At 67.0% G+C, this 23,230-nt stretch carries 20 protein-coding genes, 4 tRNA genes and 1 pseudogene; 20 read left to right on the forward strand and 5 right to left on the reverse strand.

The features are described 5' to 3' along the window. Positions 1-272: 272 nt before the first annotated feature. From rpmI to FJY73_01770, 6 genes are all read left to right on the forward strand, one after another. Positions 273-470: a 50S ribosomal protein L35 gene (gene rpmI / locus FJY73_01745; protein MBM3319388.1), complete on the forward strand. Its 198-nt coding sequence runs from the start codon at positions 273-275 to the stop codon at positions 468-470. 266 nt (positions 471-736) lie between these two features. Further along, positions 737-1,303 carry a HEAT repeat domain-containing protein gene (locus tag FJY73_01750; protein MBM3319389.1) on the forward strand — a complete coding sequence of 189 codons (567 nt, stop codon included), beginning with the start codon at positions 737-739 and terminating at the stop codon, positions 1,301-1,303. A 64-nt stretch (positions 1,304-1,367) separates the two neighbouring features. Further along, complete coding sequence (locus FJY73_01755) at positions 1,368-2,060, forward strand: outer membrane lipoprotein carrier protein LolA (GenBank protein MBM3319390.1); 693 nt, start codon at positions 1,368-1,370, stop codon at positions 2,058-2,060. Continuing rightward, entirely contained in the window at positions 2,057-3,415 is a 1,359-nt protein-coding gene (locus FJY73_01760) for a bifunctional folylpolyglutamate synthase/dihydrofolate synthase (protein MBM3319391.1), read from the forward strand. The genes FJY73_01755 and FJY73_01760 overlap by 4 nt, the downstream gene beginning before the upstream one ends. Positions 3,416-3,478: 63 nt before the next feature. Beyond that, positions 3,479-5,239 carry a tetratricopeptide repeat protein gene (locus FJY73_01765; protein ID MBM3319392.1) on the forward strand — a complete coding sequence of 587 codons (1,761 nt, stop codon included), beginning with the start codon at positions 3,479-3,481 and terminating at the stop codon, positions 5,237-5,239. Beyond that, positions 5,236-6,015: a DUF1460 domain-containing protein gene (locus FJY73_01770; GenBank protein ID MBM3319393.1), complete on the forward strand. Its 780-nt coding sequence runs from the start codon at positions 5,236-5,238 to the stop codon at positions 6,013-6,015. Before FJY73_01765 ends, FJY73_01770 begins: the two co-directional genes overlap by 4 nt. Positions 6,016-6,412: 397 nt before the next feature. Here FJY73_01770 and FJY73_01775 read toward each other — a convergent pair whose 3' ends face one another. Further along, positions 6,413-6,640 (reverse strand): hypothetical protein, encoded by a 228-nt coding sequence (locus FJY73_01775; protein ID MBM3319394.1) that lies wholly within the window; start codon positions 6,638-6,640, stop codon positions 6,413-6,415. 116 nt (positions 6,641-6,756) lie between these two features. Beyond that, positions 6,757-6,843: transfer RNA gene (locus tag FJY73_01780), tRNA-Leu, on the reverse strand. 206 nt (positions 6,844-7,049) lie between these two features. Here FJY73_01780 and smpB point away from each other — a divergent pair. The 9 genes from smpB to FJY73_01825 all read left to right on the forward strand — a co-directional run bounded on the left by smpB (position 7,050) and on the right by FJY73_01825 (position 12,148). Then, positions 7,050-7,508, forward strand: coding sequence for an SsrA-binding protein SmpB (gene smpB, locus FJY73_01785; GenBank protein ID MBM3319395.1), 459 nt, complete (start codon positions 7,050-7,052; stop codon positions 7,506-7,508). 16 nt (positions 7,509-7,524) lie between these two features. Continuing rightward, complete coding sequence (locus FJY73_01790) at positions 7,525-8,982, forward strand: N-acetylmuramoyl-L-alanine amidase (protein MBM3319396.1); 1,458 nt, start codon at positions 7,525-7,527, stop codon at positions 8,980-8,982. Then, entirely contained in the window at positions 8,979-9,572 is a 594-nt protein-coding gene (locus FJY73_01795; GenBank protein MBM3319397.1) for a GerMN domain-containing protein, read from the forward strand. The genes FJY73_01790 and FJY73_01795 overlap by 4 nt, the downstream gene beginning before the upstream one ends. A gap of 2 nt (positions 9,573-9,574) precedes the next feature. Beyond that, the gene (locus FJY73_01800) at positions 9,575-10,387 is read left to right on the forward strand and encodes a glutamate racemase (GenBank protein ID MBM3319398.1); all 813 of its coding nucleotides are present in this window, start codon (positions 9,575-9,577) and stop codon (positions 10,385-10,387) included. Continuing rightward, positions 10,384-11,118, forward strand: a complete 735-nt coding sequence (rph, locus tag FJY73_01805) for a ribonuclease PH (GenBank protein ID MBM3319399.1) — start codon at positions 10,384-10,386, stop codon at positions 11,116-11,118. Before FJY73_01800 ends, rph begins: the two co-directional genes overlap by 4 nt. Continuing rightward, entirely contained in the window at positions 11,115-11,723 is a 609-nt protein-coding gene (locus FJY73_01810) for an XTP/dITP diphosphatase (protein MBM3319400.1), read from the forward strand. The genes rph and FJY73_01810 overlap by 4 nt, the downstream gene beginning before the upstream one ends. A 103-nt stretch (positions 11,724-11,826) precedes the next feature. Next, a tRNA-Pro gene (locus FJY73_01815) sits at positions 11,827-11,900 on the forward strand. Between the two features lie 37 nt (positions 11,901-11,937). After that, a tRNA-Arg gene (locus tag FJY73_01820) sits at positions 11,938-12,011 on the forward strand. 61 nt (positions 12,012-12,072) lie between these two features. Further along, positions 12,073-12,148, forward strand: a tRNA-His gene (locus tag FJY73_01825). Position 12,149: 1 nt separating this feature from the next. Here the strand turns inward: FJY73_01825 and FJY73_01830 are convergent. Next, positions 12,150-12,458: a hypothetical protein gene (locus tag FJY73_01830; protein ID MBM3319401.1), complete on the reverse strand. Its 309-nt coding sequence runs from the start codon at positions 12,456-12,458 to the stop codon at positions 12,150-12,152. Positions 12,459-13,023: 565 nt separating this feature from the next. Here FJY73_01830 and FJY73_01835 point away from each other — a divergent pair. From FJY73_01835 to FJY73_01845, 3 genes and pseudogenes are all read left to right on the forward strand, one after another. After that, positions 13,024-14,112, forward strand: coding sequence for an efflux RND transporter periplasmic adaptor subunit (locus tag FJY73_01835; GenBank protein MBM3319402.1), 1,089 nt, complete (start codon positions 13,024-13,026; stop codon positions 14,110-14,112). Between the two features lie 6 nt (positions 14,113-14,118). Beyond that, positions 14,119-15,369, forward strand: coding sequence for an ABC transporter permease (locus FJY73_01840; GenBank protein ID MBM3319403.1), 1,251 nt, complete (start codon positions 14,119-14,121; stop codon positions 15,367-15,369). 13 nt (positions 15,370-15,382) lie between these two features. Next, a pseudogene (locus FJY73_01845) lies at positions 15,383-16,107 on the forward strand (ABC transporter ATP-binding protein). Positions 16,108-16,126: 19 nt separating this feature from the next. On the opposite strand, the gene FJY73_01850 reads toward FJY73_01845, so the two are convergent. Continuing rightward, a complete protein-coding gene (locus FJY73_01850; GenBank protein ID MBM3319404.1) occupies positions 16,127-18,826 on the reverse strand; it encodes a carbohydrate binding family 9 domain-containing protein in 2,700 nt (899 codons plus the stop codon). A gap of 205 nt (positions 18,827-19,031) precedes the next feature. Between FJY73_01850 and FJY73_01855 the strand changes: the two genes are divergently transcribed. Both FJY73_01855 and FJY73_01860 read left to right on the forward strand, forming a co-directional pair. Beyond that, a complete protein-coding gene (locus tag FJY73_01855; GenBank protein MBM3319405.1) occupies positions 19,032-19,730 on the forward strand; it encodes a response regulator in 699 nt (232 codons plus the stop codon). Positions 19,731-19,736: 6 nt separating this feature from the next. Continuing rightward, entirely contained in the window at positions 19,737-21,566 is a 1,830-nt protein-coding gene (locus tag FJY73_01860; protein MBM3319406.1) for a HAMP domain-containing protein, read from the forward strand. A gap of 130 nt (positions 21,567-21,696) precedes the next feature. Here the strand turns inward: FJY73_01860 and FJY73_01865 are convergent, their stop codons facing one another. Next, on the reverse strand, positions 21,697-22,884 hold the full coding sequence (locus FJY73_01865) for a T9SS type A sorting domain-containing protein (GenBank protein ID MBM3319407.1): 1,188 nt from the start codon (positions 22,882-22,884) through the stop codon (positions 21,697-21,699). Positions 22,885-23,230 lie beyond the last annotated feature (346 nt).

A 23,230-nucleotide genomic window follows, 5' to 3' on the forward strand; every position in this document is an offset into this window, starting at 1 on the left:
CCAAGCGCACGGTTCGATCAAACAAGCTGGCAAGACCGCTCTTGACGACGAGGAGGAACTTGCGGTGCGAAGGAATCGCGAGAGTTCGTCTGTTCTCATCAAAGCGAGCCCCAACAGCACGTTTGACATCCTGCTTCAGAAGGCTCAGAAGGAAGGGCGCATCGGTGGAACACACCGTTGCGCGGTTTGCGGCATGACGCATCAGACGGAAGGCGAGGCGTTCACGTGTTGCGCGAAGCTTCGCGAGAGACCCCACAGATAGGAAGACGAACATGCCGAAGATGAAGACCAATCGGAGCGCCGCCAAGCGCTTCCGCAAGACCGCGACCGGCAAGCTGCGCCGCAGCCGCGCGTACGCCCGGCATCTTCTCTCGGGAAAGCCCCCGAAGAGGAAGCGCCGCCTGCGCAAGTCCGCCCTTCTCGCCATCGGAGACGAGAAGAAGATGAAGCGGCTGATGCCGCACGGCTAGTGCCGCTCCAACTGTCTTTGGCAAACGGTTCGGGAGCGGCACTTCGCGGGGAAGGCCCCGCCGCTTGCTGAGGGCCCTTCGGGCCGCAAGCGCCTGGCCCTCCCCGCGGGCCCTACCGGGAGGGGAAGAGCGCTTCCCCTCCCGGACCCTCCCGCGCGTGCCGGCCCGGGCGTGCGAGGACCTAGGAAGATCAAGGTGGGCCGGCACTAGCAGGGGGCGCGGTTTCCCAAGGGAAGCCTCTTCCCGCGCCCGGGAGTCGAGGTGCCATGAGACGTCTCGTGTTCGTTCTTCTTGCTCTTCTTCTCGCGGCGCCGGCGTTCGCCGAGACGCCGGAGGAGGAAGCGACCCACTATCTGCAAACGATGGTCGCTTCGGTCCGCGAGAAGAACGACCCGATGCGCAACCGGATGTTCATCAAGCTCCGTGTGCTCGGCGAGGCGTCCGTCGATCCTCTTCTCGCCGGGCTGGCCGACGAGACGCCGGATGTGCGGCGCTATCTCGCGTTCACCCTCGGCTTCTTCGATGTTCCCCGCGTGACGGATCCGCTTCTCGCGCTCTTCCGGTCCGATCGCGAGGTCTCCGTTCGAACCGCGGCTGCGGAGGCGCTCGGCCGCCTGCAGCGCCCGGAGGCGGTGGATCCGCTCGTCGCCGCCCTCGCAGACGCGAACGCATCGATCCGCCAGTCCGCCGCCTACTCGCTCGGCCTCATCGGGGATCCGCGGGCGCGGCCTGCGCTCGAACGCGCGAAGAGCGACACGGACGAGCTGGTCCGCTTCTTCGCGGAGGAGGCTCTTGTCGAGATCGAACGGGAGGAGGCGAGGAAGAAGCGCTAGCCTCGCGCGCTCCATCGATCGTCATCCCCTTCCGCCGAGGATTCCGAATCCGGGAGGTCTCTTCGTGTCGATTCGAAGAAGCGCGGCCGCGCGCTCGATCCTCGCAGCAGGTCTTCTCATTCTCTCGCATGCTCCCGCCTTCGGCGCCGCGGAGGAGATTCTCGCCCGTCTTCGGGAGACGAACGCGAACCTCGCCGACCTTCGAGCCTCATTCGTCCACGGAAGGGAGGTCCCTCTCTTCGACGAGCGGATTCTCTCTTCCGGCGAGCTGTTCTATCTCGCGCCCGACCGGCTGCTTCTCCAGTACGCGGATCCGGACTCGAATCGAGTCGTGATCGGGGAGGGCCATGTCTGGCTTTACTACCCCTCGCTGAGGCAGGCGCACCGCTACGACATCGATCCGGAATCCACACTCCCCGGGCTCTTTCTCGCGATTCGAGGGACTCTCGCCGGTCTCGATCGGAACTTCGTCGTGACCGGGACCGCAGGCGCGGACTCGTCGGGGGCGCCGACCGATGTTCTCGTGCTCCGGCCGAAGGAAGGAACCGCGCTCGCCGACGAGATTCGGGAGATCCGCGTGGCCGTTCGACGCGAGGACGCGCTTCCCGTGCGCACCGACTTCTTCGAGGTCTCCGGCGATCACTCGTGGTTCACCTTCTCCCGGCACGTGCGCAACCCGCGCATCGAACCGACGGTCTTCCACTTCGAGCCGCCGGAGGGCACCGAGGTTTTCGAGGTGGAAGGGAAGACCTGGTGAGCCCCGCTGGGACCCGTTACCGCCGGGCGCTCGATTTCCTCGACCGCCTGGCGAATTGGGAGAGGGAGGCGGGACTTTCCTTTACGTCCGAATCGATCCGTCTCGATCTCTTTCGGGAGTGCCTCTCCGGTCTCGGCGATCCCCAGCTTCGCTTTCGCACGATCCTCGTCGCCGGGACGAAGGGGAAGGGCTCCACCTCGTATCTTCTCGCACGTCTTCTCCGCGCCCACGGGCTCAAGGTCGGGCTCTATGTCTCGCCGCACCTCTCCGATGTCCGCGAGCGGATCCGCCTAAACGAGGTCCCGATCCCGAGAATCGCCTTCGCCGAGCGGATCGAGAGGCTGCGGGAGACGCTCCCCTTCTTTCAAGAGGTCGGTCGGTCGCGGACCTATTTCGAGACCATCACCGCCGCCGCCTTCTTGTACTTCGCCGAGGAGAAGGTCGACTGCGCCGTGCTCGAGGTCGGGTTGGGGGGGCGCCTCGACGCGACGAACGTCGCGGAGCCGGAAGTGTCGATCGTCACGCCGATCAGCCGGGACCACATGCGCGCCCTCGGACGGAACGTCCTCGCCATCGCCGGGGAGAAGGCGGGGATCCTGCGCGCGAACGGCGCCGCCGTGATCGGGAGGCAACCGCCGCGCGTCGCGCGTCTCCTCGCCGAGAGAGCGCGAGCGATCGGCTCGCGCGTCCGGCTTTATGGTGTCGATTTCCGCTCGCGGAACGCCTCGGTCGGCGAGGGAGGAACCTGTTTCGATTACGCGGCGGGAAGCGATGTCTGGCGCGCCGTCCGCCTCGGTCTTCTCGGCCGGCACCAGGCGGTCAACGCGGCGGCCGCGATCCATGCGCTCTCGCTCGTCCTCCCCATCGTGGACGAAGGAACGGTCCGCCGGGCGCTCGCAGGCGCCCGCTGGGCGGGACGGGGTGAGCTCCTTCGCGCGGAGGATCCGCCGGTCCTTCTCGACGGCGCGCACAACGGGCACTCCGCCGAGGTGCTCGCGCGCCTTGTCCGCGACCTCTTCCCCGGGCGCCGCTGTCTGCTTCTCTTCGGCTCCTCCAAGGGGAAAGAGCACGCGATCATGTTCCGCCGCCTTCTTCCGACGGTCTCGGAGGTGATCCTCACCGAGTCCGCGCACCCGAGACACCGCCCCGCCGCCGAGCTCCTCGCGATTCTTCGAAGAGAGAACGAGACGCTCCCTTGTCTCGTCGTTCCGCGCGCCGAGGAGGCGCTTCGGATCGCGCTTGCCCGGCAAGAGGGCCGTCCGCTTCTCATCGCCGGTTCCCTCTATCTCGCGGGCGAGATGCGGGTGCTCTTCCGAAGGCTCCTTGCCGAGCGGCGGATCGCCGTGATAGCCTGACCGCGCGAAGAACCGATCACGCCGGAAGAGCGAGAGCCCCTGGAAGGACGAACCGGTCCCGCCGTGCGGTACACTCACCAACGTTCCCTGCTTGCCGCCCTCTTCCTCTTCGCGGTCGTGCTCCGCCTCTTCTATCTTTTCGACCTCAAGGATGATGCGCTCGCCGATCGATTGCTCCTCGATCCGGGAGCCTACGATCGAAAAGCCGCCGCGATTCTCGAGGGAAAGAGCCCCGATCCCGGCCGGGCTTTCTATCAGGCGCCTCTCTACGCCTATTATCTCGCGGGCGTGTACGCGGTCGCCGGGCGCGATCTGGACGCGGTGCGGGTCGTTCAGGTCCTTCTCGGCGGCGCGTCCGTCGTGCTCATCGCCCGGATCGGGTTCGTGTTCTTCGGTCTCCCCACCGGATGGCTCGCCGGAGCGGCGGCCGCGCTCTACGCCCCCTTCCCGTTCTTCGAGGCGCAAATCATGAAGACCAGCCTCGGCGTCTTTCTCCTCCTCGCCGGGTTCCTCATGCTTGCAGCGGGGAAGAACTGGAGAGGAGCCCTCGCGGGGGGCTTCCTCGTCGGCCTCGCAGCGCTCGCACAGGAGAACGCGCTCCTCCTTCTTTTCGCGGCGGCGCTCGGGGCGGCATGGGGGACGAGGCCGCGAGGCGGCAGTCTCCGCAGGGCTCTTCTCGTTCTCGCGGGGGGATCGTGCGCTCTCGCCCCGGTCGCGATCCGGAACCGCGCGGTCTCCGGGGAATGGGTTCTCATCACGTCGCAGGGAGGTCAAAACTTTTATATCGGAAACAACGAGCGGGCCGAGGGGACCTACACGAGCCTCCCCTTCGTTCGTCCGGACCCGCGCCACGAGGAGGAGGACTTTCGAATCGAGGCGGAACGCCGCCTCGGGAGAGCGGCCGCTCCATCCGAAGTCTCCCGCTTCTGGTACGAGGAGGGGTTGCGATGGATGCGCGCGCACCCAGGGGACGCCGCCGCGCTCGTCGTAAGAAAGGCCTTGCTCTTCTGGAACGCGCTCGAGCTTCCCGACAACGAGAACTTCTACTACATGCGCGACCGCCACCTCGCCCTCCGTCTCTTCCCGCTCACCTTCGGCGCGGCGGCGGTCTTCGCGCTCGCCGGGATGGTCGTCTCGCTCCGGCGTTTTCGTGAGCTCTTTCTTCTCTACGCCGGGGTCGGGGCGCCCTTCGCCGCGCTCGTCGTCTTCTATGTGTTCTCCCGCTATCGTCTGCCCGTAGTTCCGTTTCTTCTCCTCTTCGCCGCCGAGGGGGTCCGCGTCTCCGCGGAGGCCGTGCGCGGGCGCCGATGGGGCCGCGCGGCCGCGCTCGCGGGGGTTCTCGCCGCGGCGATCCTTCTCGTCCACGCCGCCCGGCCGATCGACTTCGATCCGAGGCGGGAGGGGTTTCTTCCTCTACATGTGAATCGTGCGATGCTCTTCGCGGAGGAAGGCGATGCGGCCCTGGCGATCGAGGAATACCGGGAAGCGCTACGCATCGCTCCGGACCGCCCGGCGATCCGGAAACGGCTGGCGTATCTTCTTCTGGAGGAAGGGAGAAGAGAGGAGGCGCTCCGCGAGATGGAGAGCGCGCGCGCCGGGCTTCCGCACGACGCGGCGATCCGGAACGACCTGGCACTTCTCCTTCTCGAGGAAGGAAAGGCGGACGATGCTCTTCTTCTTCTTCGGGAGGCGGTGCGGCTCGACCCGAACCTGGAGAGCGCCCGCCGCAATCTCGACCGCCTTCTCCGCGAGAGGGGAGAGGATGCGGTGGGGGTTCGCGTTCTCGAGTCGGCGGACGGCCTGAGAGCCGGGGAGGCGCGATGATCGCGGCGCTCATCCTCTTGCTCCCCCTCGCGTGGGTCGGGGAGTTCCCGCCGCTCCACCGAGCCGAGCGGTCGGAGGTCGACCGGCTTCTTCGCGATGAACGGTGGGCCGCGCTCGACCATGAGGAGAAGCTCCTCGCGCTCGCGCGGCTTCGGGTCGGGACCCCTTACGCGCTCGGGTGCTTGGGCGAGGAGGCGGAGCCGGACCGGGACCCGCTCTTCCGTCTCGATCGAGCGGACTGCACGGTTCTCGTCGTAACGAACGCGGCGCTCCTTCGCGCGCGATCCCTCGACGACGCGCGCGCCCGGATCCGGAGCGTTCACTACCGGGACGAAATCCCGTCGTACGCCTCGCGCTTCCACTTCACGGCGGACCGCATCGTTTCTTCGCCTTTCTTCGCCGACATCACCCGAGACGCCGCGCCCGATTCGCTCCTTCGCCTGGTCCGCGTGCTCCTCAATCGGAAGGCTTCGGGAGAGGCTCTTCTTCCGATCCCCTGGGAGCGCGAGATGGAGATGCGCTACCTTCCCACGGCGCGAGTGACCGAGGAGGTCCTCGACCGGCTTCCGCGCGCCTGCGGGGTGGCCTTCCTCGCGGAGAAGAACATCCCGAACGGGTTCCTCGTTTCCCACGAGGGGATCGTTCTCGGGCGGCGCGTTCTGCATCACGCGTCCTCCGAGGCGGGCGAGGTCGTCGAGGTCCCTCTTCTTTCGTACCTCAAGCGTCCGAGCGGCGCCGACCGGTTCGATGGGGTTCTCTTCTACGCGTTTCGGTGAGGCCGATCCGAACCCGTGCTCGAGTGTACGCGCACGCCGAACGGGAGGCCGTTCCCATGCGAATTCGTAACCCCCCGAACCGATTTCCATAAGGAAAATGAATTTGCCAAACGCCTTTCAGGGGATAAGCTTAGGGAAGAAACGAAGGCGCTTCGGGAAGCACTGCGGATCCGACCTCCCCCGGTGGGACAGCTCCGGAGGCGGGCCGGGCGGCGGGTTCCCGAAGATGGGCCGGGACCATGTTTCGCCTAGGCAAGCGACAAACGGGGGGATTTGCGGGCGAGGCACCCGGTTCATCTTTGGGGACCCGCCGTTTCGTCTTCTCGTCCGGCGGGCGGGCGCGTGTCCCGGAGGAAGCGCCCCGTCAGGCGCGCCGATCGAAGCTCCTCCCGAAGGATCAGGCCTTCGGGTCTTCTTCCGTCTCCTCGAAATCGCAGGGAGCCGCCTCGGATGCCTCGTCCGGCGCGACCTCATCTTTCCTGTGGTGCTCGCACGCGCGGTGCTCGCCCGGGGTCTTCTTCTTCTTCTCCCGAGGGCAATAGGCGACCGGGTCCTCCTCGCCGTCCGGGAAGCCGTCCGGATGCGGTGCGCCGTACGGGCGTCGTCGGATCTTCTCCTCGCTCATGCTGCCTCCTCGCTGAAACGGCCGGACATGCCTGGCGGCGCCGTCCGGTTCGCCTTCTTTCTTGAATCTAGCACAACGGAGGATCGGAGGCTTCTCCGGGGAGCGGAGGGAGAACGTGGTGCCGAAGGGGGGATTCGAACCCCCACAGGCGTTCGCCCACATGACCCTGAATCATGCGCGTCTACCAGTTCCGCCACTTCGGCTCTTCCTTTGAAGTCTAGGCGCTCCCGCGGCGGCGAGGCAAGCGAAAACCCGGCCGCCTTTTCCCTTGTCATGCCCGCGCGGCGACGCGTACCATTGCAAGGCGCGGCCCGGCCTGGACGGCGCATGTATCTTCGTCGCCCGGGCGAGACGGCCGCGCGTTCACCCCGAGCGGGCACCGGGCCTCCCTTTTCTTCGGGCGAACCTCATGGAAATCCGCACAATCTGCACCAACCGGAAGGCGCGTCACGAGTACCGGATTCTCGAAACCATCGAGGCCGGGCTCGTGCTCACCGGTTCCGAGGTGAAGTCCCTGCGCGCGGGGCACGCGAGCCTGCAGGAGAGCTACGCCCGGATCGAGAACGGAGAGATCTTTCTCGTCGGCGCGAACATTCGGACTTACGAGCAGGCCGGACGCTTCAACCATGAACCGACGCGCAGGCGGAAGCTGCTGCTCTCGGAGTCGGAGATCCGGAAGCTGACGAGGAGCGTCGAGGCGAAGGGGGCCACGCTCGTTCCCCTTCGCATCTACTTCCGCGGGAGCTGGGCGAAGGTGGAGATCGCCGTCGCCGTGGGGAAGAGAGCGTACGACAAACGGGCCGCGATCGCCGAGCGGGACGCGGCCCGCGAGATGGACCGGGCGAGGAAGGAGGCCCGCCATCGTTAGCCGGGCGATCTTCCTCATGATCCTGCTCTTCGCATCCGCCGCGGCCGCGGAGAATCTCGTCGTGCGGCACGCGGACGGAAGGACGAGCGATCTGGTTCTCGAGACGCGAGAGGAGGGAAGCTATCTCCGCGCCTCCGACGTCTCCCTCCTTCTCGGCGCGTCCCTCGACCGGAGGACGGATCTCCTCAAGATGACGATCCGCCTCGGGGATCATCGCGTGAAGGTCACGGCGGAGAACCCGAACATCGTCGTGGACGGCGCGGTTGTCCGCCTGCTCTCGCCGGTACTCTTTCGCGACGGAGATTTCCTTCTCCCCCTCGAGCTCGTCGGGGATCTCCTCGCCGGGCTCGCTCCGTTCCCTGCCCGATGGGAAAGCGCGAGCGGCGTTCTCCACATCGGGTCGGTCGGAAGGCGGATTCTCGGCGTGCGTCTCGAGGAGCACCCGGGGCGTGCCGATGCGACGATCCTGACCGCAGGAAGGCCGGACTTCGAGGAGGAGAGGGGGGGGATTGGGACGATCGTGATCCGTTTCCCTTCTCTCGAGATCGCGGACGACTCGCTCCCGCCGCCGGGGGATGAGAGCCTGATCGCCGGATGGGTGTGGGAGGTGCGCGCCGATTCGGTCTTTCTTCGCGTGCTACCGGGAGCCGCGTGCCTCGAGCATCGCGTCGAGCGGCGGGTGCGGCCGGAAGGGGTCCGAATCCGCCTCTCCGCCGCCCCGATCGGGGATTTGGGAGACGCGGTCTCCGCGGCGGTCGAGGTCCTCACGCGGCCGAAGGGGGAGAGAACGAGCGGAGAGAGCGTGGTCGTCGTCGATCCGGGCCACGGAGGATCGGACGCGGGCGGCCTGCTTCCGGGCGGTCTTCCCGAGAAGACCCTCGCGCTCGACCTCGCTCTTCGCCTTCGCCGGGCGCTCGAGGGGATCGGCGGGATGCGCGTCGTGCTCACGCGCGAGGAGGACATCGACCTCAGCATTCGATCGCGCGCGGAGTCGGCGAACCGCGCGCGCGGGGATCTCTTCGTCAGCCTTCACGTGAACGGTTCCCTCGCGGAGCGGCGGTCGGGTCCCGAAACGTACGTGCACGCGCTCGCGCGAAGCGGCGAGGAGAGGATCCGAAAGGCGATCGCCGAGGCCGCCTCTCTCTACGGCGAGACGCCTCTCGGGGGGGCGCTCACGGAGGAGATTCGCCTCGTTCCGTGGGAGGCGGTTCAGCAGCTTCACGGGGCGCGGAGCCGTGAGGCCGCGCGCGGGATCGAGGAGGAGCTGCGCGGCGCGGGCGGAATCGATTCGGCGCGCGCGCGCGAGGCGCCGGTCGCGGTCCTGGTCGGGGTCGACATGCCGGCGGTGTTGGTCGAGGTCGGGTTCGCCACGCATCTCGAGGAAGGAGCCCTTCTCGCGAGCGACGAGGAGAGGGCCCGCCTGGCGGCGTCGCTCGCGCGAGCGATCGCGCGCTTCTTGCGGGGAGAATCATGAGCGGGAAATCGGAATCCGCGGTGAGGGGCGGAAAGGGAAGGAGGAACGCTCTCCTGCTGTTCCTCTCGATCCTTCTCGTCGCTCTCGTCGTCGTCTTCTGGGCGAAGGGGAGGGGAGACGGACGCCGGGAAACGGGCGAGAGCCGCGCGCCCGACGAGCCTGCGAGCGTCTCGAGGTCGGCCGTTCTCTACTATGCCGGGGCCGACGGGGAGACCCTCGTCCCCGTGCGGCGCGCGATCTTTCTTCAGGGACACGGGCGGGAGGAGTTCGCGGTTCGCCTCGTGCTGGAGCTCGCCAGGTCCCCCGAGACCGAGGGGACCTTCGCGACCCTTCCGGCGGGAACCCGCGTTCGAGGCGTCTTCTTCGACGATCTCGGGGATCTCTACGTCGACTTCGACGGGGCGAGCCTCGCGGAGGGATCGTGGGGGACCTCGAGCGAAATCCTTGCGATACGAAGCATCGTCCGCACCCTCACCGATTCGTTCCCCGAGGTGGTCCGCGTCGGGTTCCTGGTCGACGGCGGCGGCGTCGAGACGCTCGCCGGCCACGTGGACGCCTCGCATCCGTTCGCCGCGAGCGATTGGAGGTGAGCATGCGGCCGATCGGCGTGTTCGATTCGGGGATCGGCGGGCTCACCGTGGTGCGCGAGATCTTCCGCGTCCTTCCCGAGGAGCCGGTCCTCTTCTTCGGGGACACCGCGCGTCTTCCCTACGGACCGAAGTCCGCGGAGACCGTGACCCGCTTCTCGCGCCAGATCACGCGGTTTCTTCTCGCGAGGGACGTGCGTTGTGTCGTGGTCGCGTGCAACACCGCTTCCTCGGCGGCGCTTCCCGTCCTCGAGAGGGAATCGCCCGTGCCGGTCCTCGGGGTGATCGCCCCGGGGGCGCGAGCGGCTGCCCGCGAGACCCGCTCGGGCGTGATCGGCGTGATCGGAACGCGCGGGACGGTGGCGAGCGGCGCTTACGAGCGCGCGCTCCGGGCGATCGATCCGGCGCTCCGCGTCGTCTCCGAGGCGTGTCCGCTCCTCGTCCCCCTCGTGGAGGAAGGATGGGTGGATCACCCGGTGACCGAGCAGGTGGTTCGCCAGTATCTCGATCCTCTTCTCCGGCGATCCATCGACACGCTGATTCTCGGTTGCACCCACTTCCCGGTGCTTAGGGGCGTGATCGGGAAGGTGGCCGGGGAAGGCGTCGTCATCGTGGACGCGGCCCGGGAGACCGCCTGCGCGCTTCGCGAAGCGCTGCCGCCGCAGGCGCGCGCGCCGAAGGGCGCGCCGTCCCATCGATTCCTCGTCACCGACGTGCCGCACCGCTTCCGCGAGGAGGCGGAGCTGTTCCTCGGCGCGCCGGTCGAGAGGGTGGAGAGGGTGGAAACCGAACAGCTGGAGGGAGTCTGTCGAGAATGATCGGACGGGCGGACGGAAGGAGACCGGACGAGATCCGGAAGACGAACATCCGGCGCGGGTATCTTCGCCACGCCGAGGGGAGCGTGATGATCGAGACCGGTCAGACGCGCGTGATCTGCTCCGCGACCGTCGAGGAGAAGGTCCCGCCGTTCCGCCGGGATTCGGGCGGAGGGTGGGTCACCGCGGAGTACGGGATGATCCCCCGCTCCTCGGCGGTTCGGATCCGGCGCGAGGTGGGATCGAGGGGATTGCAGGGGCGGACATTCGAGATCCAGCGTCTCGTCGGCCGGTCGCTTCGCGCGGTCACGGACCTCCGCAAGCTCGGGCCGCGCACGGTCCTCGTCGACTGCGACGTCGTGCAAGCGGACGGAGGAACGAGAACCGCCGCGATCACGGGAGCGTACGTCGCGTTCGTCGACGCGGTCCATTTTTTGATCCGTCAAGGAGTGTTGGCCGAGTCGCCCCTTCTCGATTCGGTCGCGGCGGTGAGCGTCGGCGTGGTCGGGGGCGATGTGCTTCTCGACCTCGACTACGAGGAAGACGTCCGGGCCGAGGTCGACATGAACCTTGTGATGACCGGAGGGGGCCGCTACGTCGAGGTCCAAGGGGCGGCGGAGGGATCTCCCTTCGACGAATCGTCGCTCGATGCGATGCTCCGGCTCGGCCGCGCAGGGATCGAGCGCCTGACGGCGCTTCAGAAGAAGGCGCTTGAGGGGGAAAAGGAGAGATGAGCGAGCTTCTTCTCGCGACGAGAAACCGGGACAAGGTGCGCGAGATCGAGCGGATTCTCGACGGTCTCCCGCTCCGTGTCCGAACGATGGACGAGTTCCCGGATCTTCCGGACGTGGAGGAGGACGGGGAAACCTTCGAGGAGAACGCGGCGAAGAAGGCGCTCTCTGCGGCGCGGGGGACGGGGCTTCTCGCGCTCGCCGACGACACAGGCCTCGTCGTGCCCGCGCTCGGCGGCGAACCCGGCGTCCGCTCTTCCCGTTACGCGGGGGAGAAGGTCACGTACGAAGACAATTGGCGCAAGCTCCTCGAGCGCATGGCCGATCTTCCGGACGAGAAGAGAGGGGCATCGTTCGTTTGCTGGGCGGTGGTCGCGAACGCGGGGGGGATCGTCCTTCGAGCCGAGGGGAGGTGCGAGGGGAGGATTCTTCGGGCGCCGCGGGGAGACGGCGGGTTCGGATACGACCCGGTCTTCTTCCACCCGCCCACGGCAAAGACGTTCGCGGAGCTTCCGATCGAGGAGAAGAACCGCGTGAGCCACCGGGCGGCGGCGATGCGGGCGATCCGGGGGATGCTTGAGGCGCGCATCGCTGAGGCGTTATCCTAAGGGGGAACTCCGCGGGCCGGTTTCGCGCGCCGCTCTCTTACGAAACAAACGAGCGGATCGCGGGGTCCCTTGAATCCCGCAGGGGAAAGAAGGCGGAGTACGGCGGGGCGTGGCGCAGTCCGGTAGCGCACCTGCTTTGGGAGCAGGGTGTCGGAGGTTCGAATCCTCTCGCCCCGACTTGCCCTTCGCGCTCGGCGGCGCTCATGAGGTTTCCGCGCCCGTAGCTCAGTAGGACAGAGCAACGGACTTCTAATCCGTAGGTCGCAGGTTCGAATCCTGCCGGGCGCGCTTCGTTCCTTGCGGCCAGGAAGTCTTGCGCCTACAATAGATGGGTGATTGCCGGACGGCGGTGGGCGTAGCTCAGCTGGTAGAGCCCCAGACTGTGGATCTGGTTGTCGCGGGTTCGATCCCCGTCGCTCACCCCAATCATTCTCCGCGCGGGTTCTCTCGGCGGGCCGAGTCCGCATCGTAGGGCGTCTTTCGATCGGGCGCGAGATCGCGCGACATCCCGAACCCCCCTCCCCACGCGCAGGCGCGCCGGAGACTGAGGCAGCGGCTGCTTTCCCTCTCACGCCCCCACGAGGCTCCGAACCCCCAGCCGATCGGCCGTTCGCCGCTCGAGACCGTCGGAGGGTTCGCTTCGGGCGCCGCGAAGGGTTCTTCACAGCTTCCTTCGCGCCGGCGCTCCCCGAGATCGATCATCCCTCGCTGAGGTACGGGTCTCTCTCGTTCCATCGGATCCGCTCCTTTCCGGTCGCTCGCACGCGAGGACTTCCACGCACGCTCTTCTTCAACTTATCGGCAGGATTCCGCTTTCGTCGACTCAGAATCATCGAGAGCGAAGCTGCACTAGGTACACGGAGCCTTTGCGTGGTACAGGACTCTAACGTCAATCCGTCAGAAGTGTGCTCCTCGCGCGGCCGCCGGGGCGCGGGGCGAGGGGGTGAACCGGCGAGTTCCGCAGCGCACCGGGCCCTGCCGACCTGGCCACACGCCGTGGGCCCGGTGCGCGAGGACTGTCTGAGCCGGCACCCCCTTGCCCCGCGTCCCGGCCGAGAAAACACCGGTCGGCTCTTCCGGATCTAGGCTGGTTCTTCTCGGAAACAGGAGGGGGGAGGCTGCGTAGAGAGCCGTATACGAGGCGCGAGGCGCGGGTTTGAGCTGAACAGAATCCTCGGAAGCGGGGTCTTACCGAGAGGGCGCAACGGTCGGCGGCGCGCGAAGTCCTTCCCCTGTTCCCGCGGGGAGGGCCTTCCCGAACCCGCGCCGGGGCCCGGTTCTTCCGCCGGAGAAGCGAACAATGAAGAAGGTCATTCTCGCGGGGGCCGCGCTCCTTCTGATCGCGGCCGGAGTCGTCGATGGGACGCGCGGCGCGAACGGGAAAAGCGAAGGGGGAACGCGCGTGCGGGTGGAAAGGGGCGCGATCGTCGACAAGGCGCTCGCGACCGGCCGAATCGTGCCGCGCGAGGAGGTGCAGGTGAAGTCGCAGATCTCGGGAATCGTGCGCGCCTGCTACGTCGAGGTGGGGGACGAGGTGCGGGAGGGCGAACGGCTGTTCGAAATCGCCCCCAACCCGACCCCGCTCGAGCGGACCGAGGCGGAGCGGAACGTGCAGCTCGCCGAGATCGCCTGCGACCGCTCGCGGTTGGAGCACGACCGCCGTGCCTCCCTCCTCGAGGACGGTCTCATCTCCCAGGAAGAATACGACGCCGCGCGCAAGCAGCTCGAGGGGGTCTCGGTGGAGAGGGATCTCGCGGTCGAACGGCTCGCCTTGATCAAAGAGGGGAAGATCCGGGGGAGCCGGGCGGTCGATTCGGTCATCCGCGCCCCGGCCTCGGGGACCGTTCTCGAGAGACTCGTCGATCCGGGCGAGCCGGTCGTCCCTCTCACCTCTTTCCAGGAGGGGACGGCTCTTCTCACCATTGCCGACATGAATGATTTAGTCTTCAAATGGACGGTCGACGAGATCGATGTCGGCAAGCTCGAGCCCGGACTCCCGGTGCGCATCCGCGTGGGGGCTCTGCCGAACGCGGAGATCGAGGGGAAGGTCGTCCGGATCGCTCCGAAGGCGAGAGAGGAGCAGGGGACGACCCTTTTCTCCGTCGAGGCGTCGATCGAGGAGGCCGGCGGCGCCCTTCTTCGGGCCGGTTACTCGGCGAACGCGGATGTCGTGATCCGCGAGAAGGTGGATGTGCTTCTCCTTCCGGAGCGGGTCGTCTCGTTCGAGGGGGAGAAAGCGTTCGTCGAGCTCCCGCCCCCGAGGTCCGGCGTGGAGCCGGAGAGGCGCGCGATCGAGGTGGGTCTCTCGGACGGCCTCCAAGTCGAGGTGCTCTCGGGGCTCGAGGAAGGGGACGAGGTCTGGCAGAGGCCGCCGAAAGAGATCGAGTAGTCGGCGATGCGAACGGCGTTCTTCCGGCAGTTCCTGCGCGACGTGCGGGCTCAGAAGCTCCGTCTCACCCTCACCCTCTTCGGGATCGTCTGGGGGACGGTCTCCGTCGCTCTTCTCCTCGCGTTCGGCGAGGGGCTCCGCGCGAACGTGCTCAAGGAGATCCGGGGGCTCGGCGAGAACATCGTGATCGGCTGGCCGATGCGGACGAGCAAGCCGTGGCAGGGGCTCCCGCGGGGGAGGCAGATCCGCGTGACCGAGGAGGACATGGACCTCCTCGCGGCGGAGATCCCCGAGATCTCGTCCATCTCCGCCGAGTTCAGCACCTCCAGCGTCCGCTTCCGCGCGGGGCGGAACGTGATCGTCCCCCAGCTCACCGGCGTGGAGCCCGCCTTCGGCGAGATGCGGAACCTGATTCCCGAGGCGGACGGCCGCTTCACGAACGATCTGGACCGGCAGCGCCGCCGCCGCTGCATCTTCCTCGGGGACGAGCTGAGGACCGACCTCTTCGGCGCGGAGAGCGCCGTCGGGCGCTATGTCTACCTGAACAACGTCCCCTTTCTCGTCGTCGGCGTCATGCGCGAGAAGAGGCAGATGGGGATGTACGGAGGTCCGGACGAAGACCACGCCGCCATCCCGTTGAGCACCTTTCAGGCGCTCTTCGGGGATCCGTATCTCGACGACATGGTGGTCAAGCCGCGCGACCCCAGCCGCGCGGAACACGTGAAGCGGCGGATCAACGAAGTCCTCGGGGCGAAGTACCGGTTCGATCCCGAGGACTCGCGCGCGGTCTACGTATGGGACACGATCGAGAACGCGCGGACGTTTCTCAAGGTGATGTTCGGCATCGAGGTCTTTCTCGGGATCATCGGCGGTCTCACCCTTCTTATCGGCGGGATCGGGGTGGCGAACATCATGTACGCGGCGGTGAAACAAAGGACGCAGGCGATCGGCGTCCAGATGGCGCTCGGGGCGTTTCGCGCCGACGTGATGGGCCCGATCGTTCTCGAGGCGGTCGCCATCACGTGCGTAGGGGGCGCGGCCGGGATCGCGGCCGGCTGGGGGATCGTGCAGGGGCTCGGCTTCGTGCAAGGGCATGTGGAAAGCCAGGCGATGGAGTTTATCGGTACGCCGACCTTCTCACTCCCCATCGCCGGGGTGACGGTGCTCATTCTCGGAATGACCGGTCTTCTCGCCGGCTACTTCCCCTCTCGCCGCGCGGCGCGCGTGCAGCCGGCGGAAGCCCTGCGGCACGAGTAGAGGAGACCAGAGGATGCTCGCAAAGAAGAACGCGAACGGAGGCGCGGCAGGAACGAACGGATCCCTCATCGAGCTTATGGGGATCCGTAAAGTCTATCGGACGGGAGCGCTCGACGTCGAGGCGCTCTGCGGAATCGATCTCGCGGTCCGAGGAAACGAGTTCGTCGCGATCGTCGGTCCCTCCGGCTCCGGGAAGTCGACGCTCATGAACATCCTCGGCTGCCTCGACACGCCGACCGAGGGCTCGTATCTTCTCCGCGGCGAGGAAGTCGCCCGCTTCTCGCCCGATCGCCTCGCCGAGACCCGGAACCGTCATGTAGGGTTCGTCTTTCAAAACTTCAACCTTCTCCCGCAGATCACGGCTTACGAGAACGTCGAGATGCCGCTCCTCTTCCGGGGGACGGGAACGAGGGAGCGGAGGGAGCGGGTCGAGAGGCTCTTCGAGCAGGTGGCGCTCATCGACCGGATGAAGCACAGGCCGACCGAGCTCTCGCGAGGCCAGATGCAGCGGGTCGCGATCGCACGCGCGCTCGCCTGCGATCCGGACATCATCCTCGCGGACGAGCCGACTCGGAACCTCGATTCCGGATCGGGCCGGGACATCGTTCATCTCTTCGAGGAGCTTTGGAGGGGGGGCGGACCGTCCTTCTCATCACACACGACGAATCGATCGCGAAGAGAACCCGTCGGATCGTGCAGCTCCAAGACGGGAAGGTCGTCGGGGACGCGCGGACGTAGCTTGGAACCTACGCGCGGCTCATCCGAGAGGGAACCAGTAGCTCATCTTGAGAACGAAGAGGTTTTCCCCCCCCGCGCCGAAGCTCTCCCAAAGATCGCGCCCCCCGACGAGCGCCCCGCTCGCCGTTCTCGACTCGCGGTTCTGCTGCCAGACGAGAAAGAGCGTGCTCCCCTTTCGCCATTCCCAGCGGAGGACGACGTTGCTCCGGAAGGACAGAACGTTGAAGTCCTGGTTATCGATCGTAAAGGTCGCGCCGTCGACCGCGACCGTTCGCGATCCATCGTCGTTCACGACAAGGGTCGAGCCGCCCTCCTTGCCGTACGTGAGGATCGATCGATCGCGCGGCCGGCGGAGCTCCCCGTGGTCGAAGTGGCGTCCGCTCGAGGCGAAGGGCTCGGCGTAAACCTCGAGCGTGAGATCCGGGGTCGCCGCGCAGTTCACGCGGAATCGGGCGGAGAGGGTCCCCTGCTCGATCCAGGAGAAGACGTAGCGCCTTCCGTAGGTCTCTTCGGGCCCTCCGTCCCACGAGCCGATGTACTGGCGCGCGATGCGCGAGTAGATGTACCTCGGTTCGACTGAAAGCTCCCATCTCCCTCCGGTTCTCGTCGAGAGGCTTCCGCGGAAGACCCCGATCTTCGCCCCCGCCTCGTTCCCCTGGATTTCCGACTCGACGAGCCAGCGCGCGTCGGAAGCCCAGCTGTTCGAGGCGCCGATCCACGACGACCATCCGCGGAACCTCTGCATGAGAGGGCCGCCGCGCGTAAGGTCGTCGCTCAGGTTCCTCGGCGTCCCCCAGATCCCGCACCAGCCGCTCCAGTGGTTGTTCCACGTGCAGTTGAAGGAGAGATCCGCGCTCCGGTGCGTCCGAACCCCGCCGTAGTTCCACTCCTGATAGGTTCCGAGGTTGATGGAATACTCGCGAAAGATCCGTCCCGGCTTCGTCTCCCGATACTTGAGGTTCCCTCCTCCCCCGATGTCGTCGGCGGATTGCAGACGCCCTGCGTCGTTGGTTTCGAATCCCGGCGATTCCCCGTTGACGCCGGCCTCCCACAGCCAATGCTCGCCGGAGACGCGCGAGGCAGAGAGCGAGAACGTGTTCCCGGAGAGGGACGTCCGCGAGGAGTCGAGCGTCACGTGCGAGGCATCGGGGCGCTGGAAGTAATGCGCGCTCGACCGCTGCACCCTCGCGATCGCCCCCGAATCGCCCTCGACGAAACTGAAGCCGGCGTATCCCGTGAGCGCGTATTCCTTGTCGCGCGTCGTGAGCTTCCAGTCGGCGCCGCCCGCCACGGCGCGGCGCGCGAGGTCGTTCCGGAGATCCTCTCCCTCGGCGATCTTCCGCTCGACGCCGGTGAGGATCACCCCCGCGGTCGATCGGCTCTCGCCGAACTCCTGCTGGAGCCTGAGGACCCCGTAGCCGGCGAGCGGCTCGACGAGAACCTCCTCCCGCGCCCCGTTCGTGCTCGAGGCGGTCCGCGCGCGCTCCTCGTCGGTGACCGCGGCGAGCGCTCCGATCGAAAGTCCTCCCGCGAGCCGCCCGGTCGCTTTCATCGCCCCCAGGATCGTCGTGTTCTCCGGCGAATCGATCCAGTCCGCGTCCGGCTCGCCGCGCGGGCGCGCGCCGATCCGCCTCGAGTAGAACCACGCCGCTCCGTCGCCGGCGAGGAGCCGGTTCCCCTCGACGAAGAACGGCCTTCGTTCCTCGAAGTAGGTTTCGTACGCGCTGAGGTTCACCTCCGCCGGATCCGCCTCGATCTGCCCGAAGTCCGGATTGATTGTCCCATCAAGCGTGAGGTTCGGGCCGAGCCCCATCTTGAGATCGGTCCCCGCGCGCCCGCGGAAGGACTGCTTCATAGTAAAAGGATCGTCCGGGTCGATCGCTCCGGCGAAGCGCGCGTCGGCGGCGGCGTACGGGAGAAGCTCGATGCGCCGCGACGGCCGGATCCCACGAATCCCGCGGAGCTCTCCGAAACGGGACGCCCATCCGGTCTCGTTCTTCGGGATGCACACCCAATAAGCGTCCTCGTTCCGGTCCGGCATCCATCGGTTCATGTTGAGCCCGAAGACCGGCTCCCCGCGCTCCGTGAAGCGAAGCTGGGAGAAGGGAATCCGCATTTCCGCCGTCCAGCCCTCCTCGCTCCTCGACGCGCGCGCCTCCCAGACCGGATCGAACGAGTAGTCCCGATCGTGCTCGGCGTCTCCCGGATGGAAGTAGTCGATCCGCACGCCGGATGCGGTCACGGCGAAGCTCGCCGAGGTGCGGCGGTCGTGATAGGTGTCGAGGCAGACGATGAGGCGCTCGGCGTTCCCTGAGTTGTCGCGCCGGCTCACGATCGAGCGGATCTCGCCGCCGCCGATCTCCATCCGCGCGCCGACGTAGAGGGCTTCGTCGTCGAAGAGGAACGCGACCTCCGTCCTCCTCGTCGAGGGCTCCCCTTCGTTCGGGGTCTTCTGGACGAAACCGGAAACCGGTTCCGCTTCGCCCCACGCCGGCTCGTCCAGCATCCCGTCGACGCGGACCGCCCCGCGCTTGATTCTCGAGGCATGCGCGACCCGCGGCTCTTCCGCGCGCGCGCGCCCCGGGCCCGCGAGAAGAGAGAGAGCGAGAAGAACGGAGAGAGGCGGGCGAATGGCTCCCGGACGCGGCGTTCCGTGGATCAAGGCGCGCACATCCCCCTTCCGAATCACGGAGAGCGTCGCCCGGCAGGCGAGCGGCATCGAACGATCCGACGAGTCGTTCCCCGCGAGCGTTCAACCATTCGGCGTCTTCCCCCCGCGGGGTTCGCCGATCCGCCGCGAAAACTTCACCCAATCCTAACAGACGGGGGAGTATGATCGGGCGGGAGATCCTGGGGAGCGGCCGGTCCCGAGGGGGCGACGATCGGCGCCCGCGCGGACGGTTTGCATCGGGAGGGAAGCGCGAATGGGAGCTCCGCGAATCCTCGTCATTGAGGACGAGCCGGATATCGTCGAGGTCCTTACCTACAACCTCACGCGGGAGGGGTACCATGTCCTCTCCGCGAAGGACGGCGAGGAGGGGCTCCGCAAGGCGCGCCAGGAAGGCCCTTCTCTCGTTCTGCTCGACCTCATGCTTCCCGGCATCGACGGGGTCGAGATCTGCCGCCGGCTCAAGGCGGACCGGGCGACCCGCGCGACCCCGATCATCATGGTGACGGCGAAAGGGGACGAGAGCGACGTCGTTCTCGGGCTCGGCCTCGGGGCCGATGACTACGTGAAGAAACCCTTTAGCCCAAAAGAAGTCGTTGCGCGCGTGCGGGCGGTTCTCCGGCGCGCCGTGGAGAGAGGGGCGGATCTCAAGGGGGAACGCCTCGCGGTTCGGGGACTGTTGATCGATCAGCGGCGGCACGAGATGCGGGTGGACGGGAAGAAGATCGATCTCACGCCGACCGAGTTTCGCCTCCTTCGAGCGCTCGCCGCCCGCCCGGGCGAGGTTTTCGAGCGCCAGGAGCTGCTCGGCCACGCGGTCGGCCCGGACACGATCGTTGTCGATCGGAGCGTCGACGTGCACGTCAACTCGATTCGCAAGAAGCTCGGCAAGCACCGCGATCTCATCCAGACCGTTCGGGGAGTCGGCTACCGTTTCGCGGATCGGAAGGGCTAGCCGGGGATGATCCGCTCCCGCTTTGTTTGGCGGCTCTACGCCGGCTACGTGGCGCTCATTCTCCTCACCGCCTCTCTCATCGGCTTCTTCGTTTCGCGCAACATCGTCGGGCAATCGCTCCAAGACATGGAGCACGATCTCCGAACCCAGGGGCTCTTCCTCGCCCGCGTGTATCGACAGGCGCTCGCGGACGGTGATCTCTCGCGCCTTCCCGAAGAGGTGCGCGAGATGGGGAGGGAAACGGAGAGCCGCCTCACGGTGATCGGGGCGGACGGAACGGTTCTCGCCGACTCAGAGGCGGATCCCGGGCGGATGGACGACCACGGGTCGCGAGCGGAGATCCTCTCCGCGCGGGAATCGGGCATCGGATCGAGCACGCGCTACAGCGAGACCGTGCGAAGAGAGATGATGTACGTCGCGATCTCCGTTCGCGAGGAAGGGGAGGAGATCGTGGGGTACGTCCGCGCCGCTTTCCCGCTCGTCGACGTTTCGCGCCGGCTCGCCCACATCCGGAACGTCATCGCCGCGATCGCGGGGCTCTCCTCGTTCGCGGCGCTCCTCCTCGGCTTCTTGTTCGCCCGGCGCGTGACGGGGCCGCTCCGCGAGATGACCCGCGCGGCAATCGCGGTCGCGGGAGGAGACTACGCGCACGAATTCGAGATCCGCTCGGGGGACGAGATCGGGACGCTCGGCCGCGCGTTCAACACGATGATCGAACAGCTCCGCTCGCGCGTGGAGACGATCGCCCTCGATCGGAACAAGCTCTTCGCGATTCTCTCGAGCATGGTCGAGGGGGTTGTCGCGATCGACCGGGAGGAGAAGGTCCTCCACCTCAACCTCGCCGCGGCCCGAATCCTCGATGTGGAGTGGGAGCGGGCGATCGGCAACAAGATCGCGGACGTGACCGGGGTGCGCGAAGTGCGGGAGACGCTCGCGCGCGCGATCCGCGAGGAGAGGGAGATCACGCTGGAAACAAAGCTTCAAACCGCCGCCGGGAAGCGGAAGATCGAGATGCGCGCATCCCCTCTTCGGGACAGCGACGAGCGCCTCGCGGGGGCTGTGCTCGTCTTCAACGACATGACCGAGCTCCGCCGTCTCGAGGCGGTGAGGCGCGACTTCGTGGCGAACGTCTCCCACGAGCTGAAGACACCGGTCACGGCGATCCGCGGGCTCGTCGAGACGCTTATCGACGACGCGGAGATGCCCCCCGACCGGAAGCTCGACTTCCTCCGGCGAGTTCACGACCAGTCGATGCGGCTCTCCTCCCTCGTCACCGACCTCCTCACGGTCTCGCGCGTCGAGTCGAGAGAGTGGGCGCCGGAGATCGAGCGGATCGATCTCCGCGACACGGCAAGGCGCTCGATGCGGAACCTCCGCGCGCTCGGAGAGACGAAAGGTCTCGTGATGGAGACCGATCTTCCGGCGGAACCGGTGTTCGCCTACGTGGATGCCGACGCGATGCGCCAAGTCGTCGACAACCTCCTCGACAACGCCGTCAAGTACACGCCGGCTGGAGGACGCGTGCGGGTTCGCGTGCGGCCCGACGGAGCGCGAGCCGTCGTCGAGGTGGAGGACAACGGGGTCGGCATTCATCCGAAGTACCATGCGCGCATCTTCGAGCGCTTCTATCGGATCGACAAGGCACGATCGCGGGAGCTCGGAGGGACCGGCCTCGGGCTCGCGATCGTGAAGCACCTCGTCCTCGCGCAAGGAGGGACGATCGAGGTGGAGAGCGAAGAGGGGAAGGGGAGCGTGTTTCGCGTCCGCATGCCCCAGAACGCCCCCGCCGCTCCGAGCCGTCCGGCGCCGACCCTCTTCGGGAACCGCGAGGGCTGATCCGCGCGAGATCTTGCGGGACGGGCCGCGCTTCCTCGGGGCTTGTCTCTCTCGAAACCGGCGCCGGATCCCCGCCCCGCATCGGACAGTGCATACCTTGGTGTCCCCGGAACTCCCGTTCCGGTCCATCTCACCTCACGAGGAGGATTCTCTCCGAGCGCGAATCGCTTCCCGCTTCGAGGCGAAGGAAGTAGACACCTGAAGGAAGCTCGACTCCTCGGTCGTCGCGTCCGTCCCAGAGGCTCTCGTTCATTCCGCTTCTCGACTCGTTCTCGACAAGCGTCCGGACCCTACGTCCCGAAACATCGAACACGCGGAGCGAAGCCTGCGCATCGCGCGGGAGCAGGAATCGGAGCGTCGTCGTTCCTCTCGCGGGATTCGGGAAGCTCGGCAGAAGAGCGATCGGGTCGGACCCGATGAGGCCGAGATCGTTGGGTGTCGAGATGCCCTCGGGGCCGAGCTGAACCGCCTGCCGCTGGAAGCGGGGCTCGACCACCGTTAGCTTCAGGTTGTCCCAGTACACGTCGTCGTCGCTGACGTTCGGGGGGTCCCACTGGGAGGCGATGACCTCGGCACTCACGGCCTCAATGAGCTGGCCGCGACGCCACTCTCCCTCCCAAAACGAGCGGGGGGGCGCATAGCCAAAGAGCTGCTGCCTCTCTCCATCGACTTCCAAGTAGAGGTATGTGTCGCGCGCATGGTCAATCGCCAGCTGGAAATGGTGCCACGTGTCCCACGCGAGCTCTTGCCCAACGGTCAACGGGATCGGTTCGTTGTTGTCCACCCCATTGAAGCATCCAATGCTCACAAACACACCCACGTCGCCCTTGGCCATCCCGTTCCCGGATCCGAGTGTGAGGTCGATGATGTGGTAGCCCGGGTGCGGACCGCCGGAGACCGTGATTGCTGCTGAGTAAGGGTTTACCGCAGCGAGATCGCTCGTTCGGCAGAAGAAATCTCCGGAGAGAGTGATCACCGGTCTCAAAGAGAGGTCTGGCGGCACCAGGTCCCGCCGGTCTATCGTTTGCACGCAGCAAGGGTTCGTGGCCGGGGCGTACTCGTGTAGTGCCCGGCCCGCAACCGCGACTGCTTCTTGGATCTCCCCAAATGCATCGCCGACGGCGAGCGTCTGGAACCAACCGTCCTGGCCCGGGTCGCCGGGGTGGGGAAGCGTGTGACCCAGCGCAAGCGCATCGAAGCTCGTTTCGTAGACCACCAGGACCTCTCCGGCAGTGGCGCCCGCAAGAAACAGGACTGCGAGCAGCGCAGCTCCCCCGCTGCGCAGTACGGCACGGTTGGCTGAGCATCTCCTCTTCATCGGTTCTCCTCCTGTCTGTCGGTTCACCCCGGGTCGCCGCCCGGACGACGGGGGTTCACGATTCGGGGCCCCGAGAGCTTTCTGCGAGACGTTGCCCCGCGCGTCCCGCTCGTTTCTGCTTCTGCGGAGTCGCGCTTCCCCGCTCCGTGAGGGTCTCTTCCGCCGCGCGCCCCCGCTCTTGGTCCTCGGATCGAGCCGCCCGGCCCGCCCGAGCTTCACGAAAAACTATGCCCCAAGCCTGTTACGCGAAAGTTACGCGGGATCCGGAAGGTGGGCCGCCTTGCGCTCAGGGAGGGGCATTCCCGTCGCTCACGCAGCGAGGTGTCGCTCTGGAACTTCGTCCGCG

Source organism: Candidatus Eisenbacteria bacterium (assembly GCA_016867715.1).
Taxonomy (GTDB): Bacteria; Orphanbacterota; Orphanbacteria; order Orphanbacterales; family Orphanbacteraceae; genus VGIW01.

Bases quoted from the DNA above. Each gene is read 5' to 3' on its own strand.
- rpmI (MBM3319388.1), top strand. From the start codon at position 273: ATGCCGAAGATGAAGACCAATCGGAGCGCCGCCAAGCGCTTCCGCAAG.
- FJY73_01750 (MBM3319389.1), top strand. From the start codon at position 737: ATGAGACGTCTCGTGTTCGTTCTTCTTGCTCTTCTTCTCGCGGCGCCG.
- FJY73_01770 (MBM3319393.1), top strand. From the start codon at position 5,236: ATGATCGCGGCGCTCATCCTCTTGCTCCCCCTCGCGTGGGTCGGGGAG.
- FJY73_01775 (MBM3319394.1), bottom strand. From the start codon at position 6,640: ATGAGCGAGGAGAAGATCCGACGACGCCCGTACGGCGCACCGCATCCG.
- smpB (MBM3319395.1), top strand. From the start codon at position 7,050: ATGGAAATCCGCACAATCTGCACCAACCGGAAGGCGCGTCACGAGTAC.
- FJY73_01790 (MBM3319396.1), top strand. From the start codon at position 7,525: ATGATCCTGCTCTTCGCATCCGCCGCGGCCGCGGAGAATCTCGTCGTG.
- FJY73_01795 (MBM3319397.1), top strand. From the start codon at position 8,979: ATGAGCGGGAAATCGGAATCCGCGGTGAGGGGCGGAAAGGGAAGGAGG.
- FJY73_01800 (MBM3319398.1), top strand. From the start codon at position 9,575: ATGCGGCCGATCGGCGTGTTCGATTCGGGGATCGGCGGGCTCACCGTG.
- rph (MBM3319399.1), top strand. From the start codon at position 10,384: ATGATCGGACGGGCGGACGGAAGGAGACCGGACGAGATCCGGAAGACG.
- FJY73_01810 (MBM3319400.1), top strand. From the start codon at position 11,115: ATGAGCGAGCTTCTTCTCGCGACGAGAAACCGGGACAAGGTGCGCGAG.
- FJY73_01830 (MBM3319401.1), bottom strand. From the start codon at position 12,458: ATGGAACGAGAGAGACCCGTACCTCAGCGAGGGATGATCGATCTCGGG.
- FJY73_01835 (MBM3319402.1), top strand. From the start codon at position 13,024: ATGAAGAAGGTCATTCTCGCGGGGGCCGCGCTCCTTCTGATCGCGGCC.
- FJY73_01840 (MBM3319403.1), top strand. From the start codon at position 14,119: ATGCGAACGGCGTTCTTCCGGCAGTTCCTGCGCGACGTGCGGGCTCAG.
- FJY73_01850 (MBM3319404.1), bottom strand. From the start codon at position 18,826: ATGCCGCTCGCCTGCCGGGCGACGCTCTCCGTGATTCGGAAGGGGGAT.
- FJY73_01855 (MBM3319405.1), top strand. From the start codon at position 19,032: ATGGGAGCTCCGCGAATCCTCGTCATTGAGGACGAGCCGGATATCGTC.
- FJY73_01860 (MBM3319406.1), top strand. From the start codon at position 19,737: ATGATCCGCTCCCGCTTTGTTTGGCGGCTCTACGCCGGCTACGTGGCG.
- FJY73_01865 (MBM3319407.1), bottom strand. From the start codon at position 22,884: ATGAAGAGGAGATGCTCAGCCAACCGTGCCGTACTGCGCAGCGGGGGA.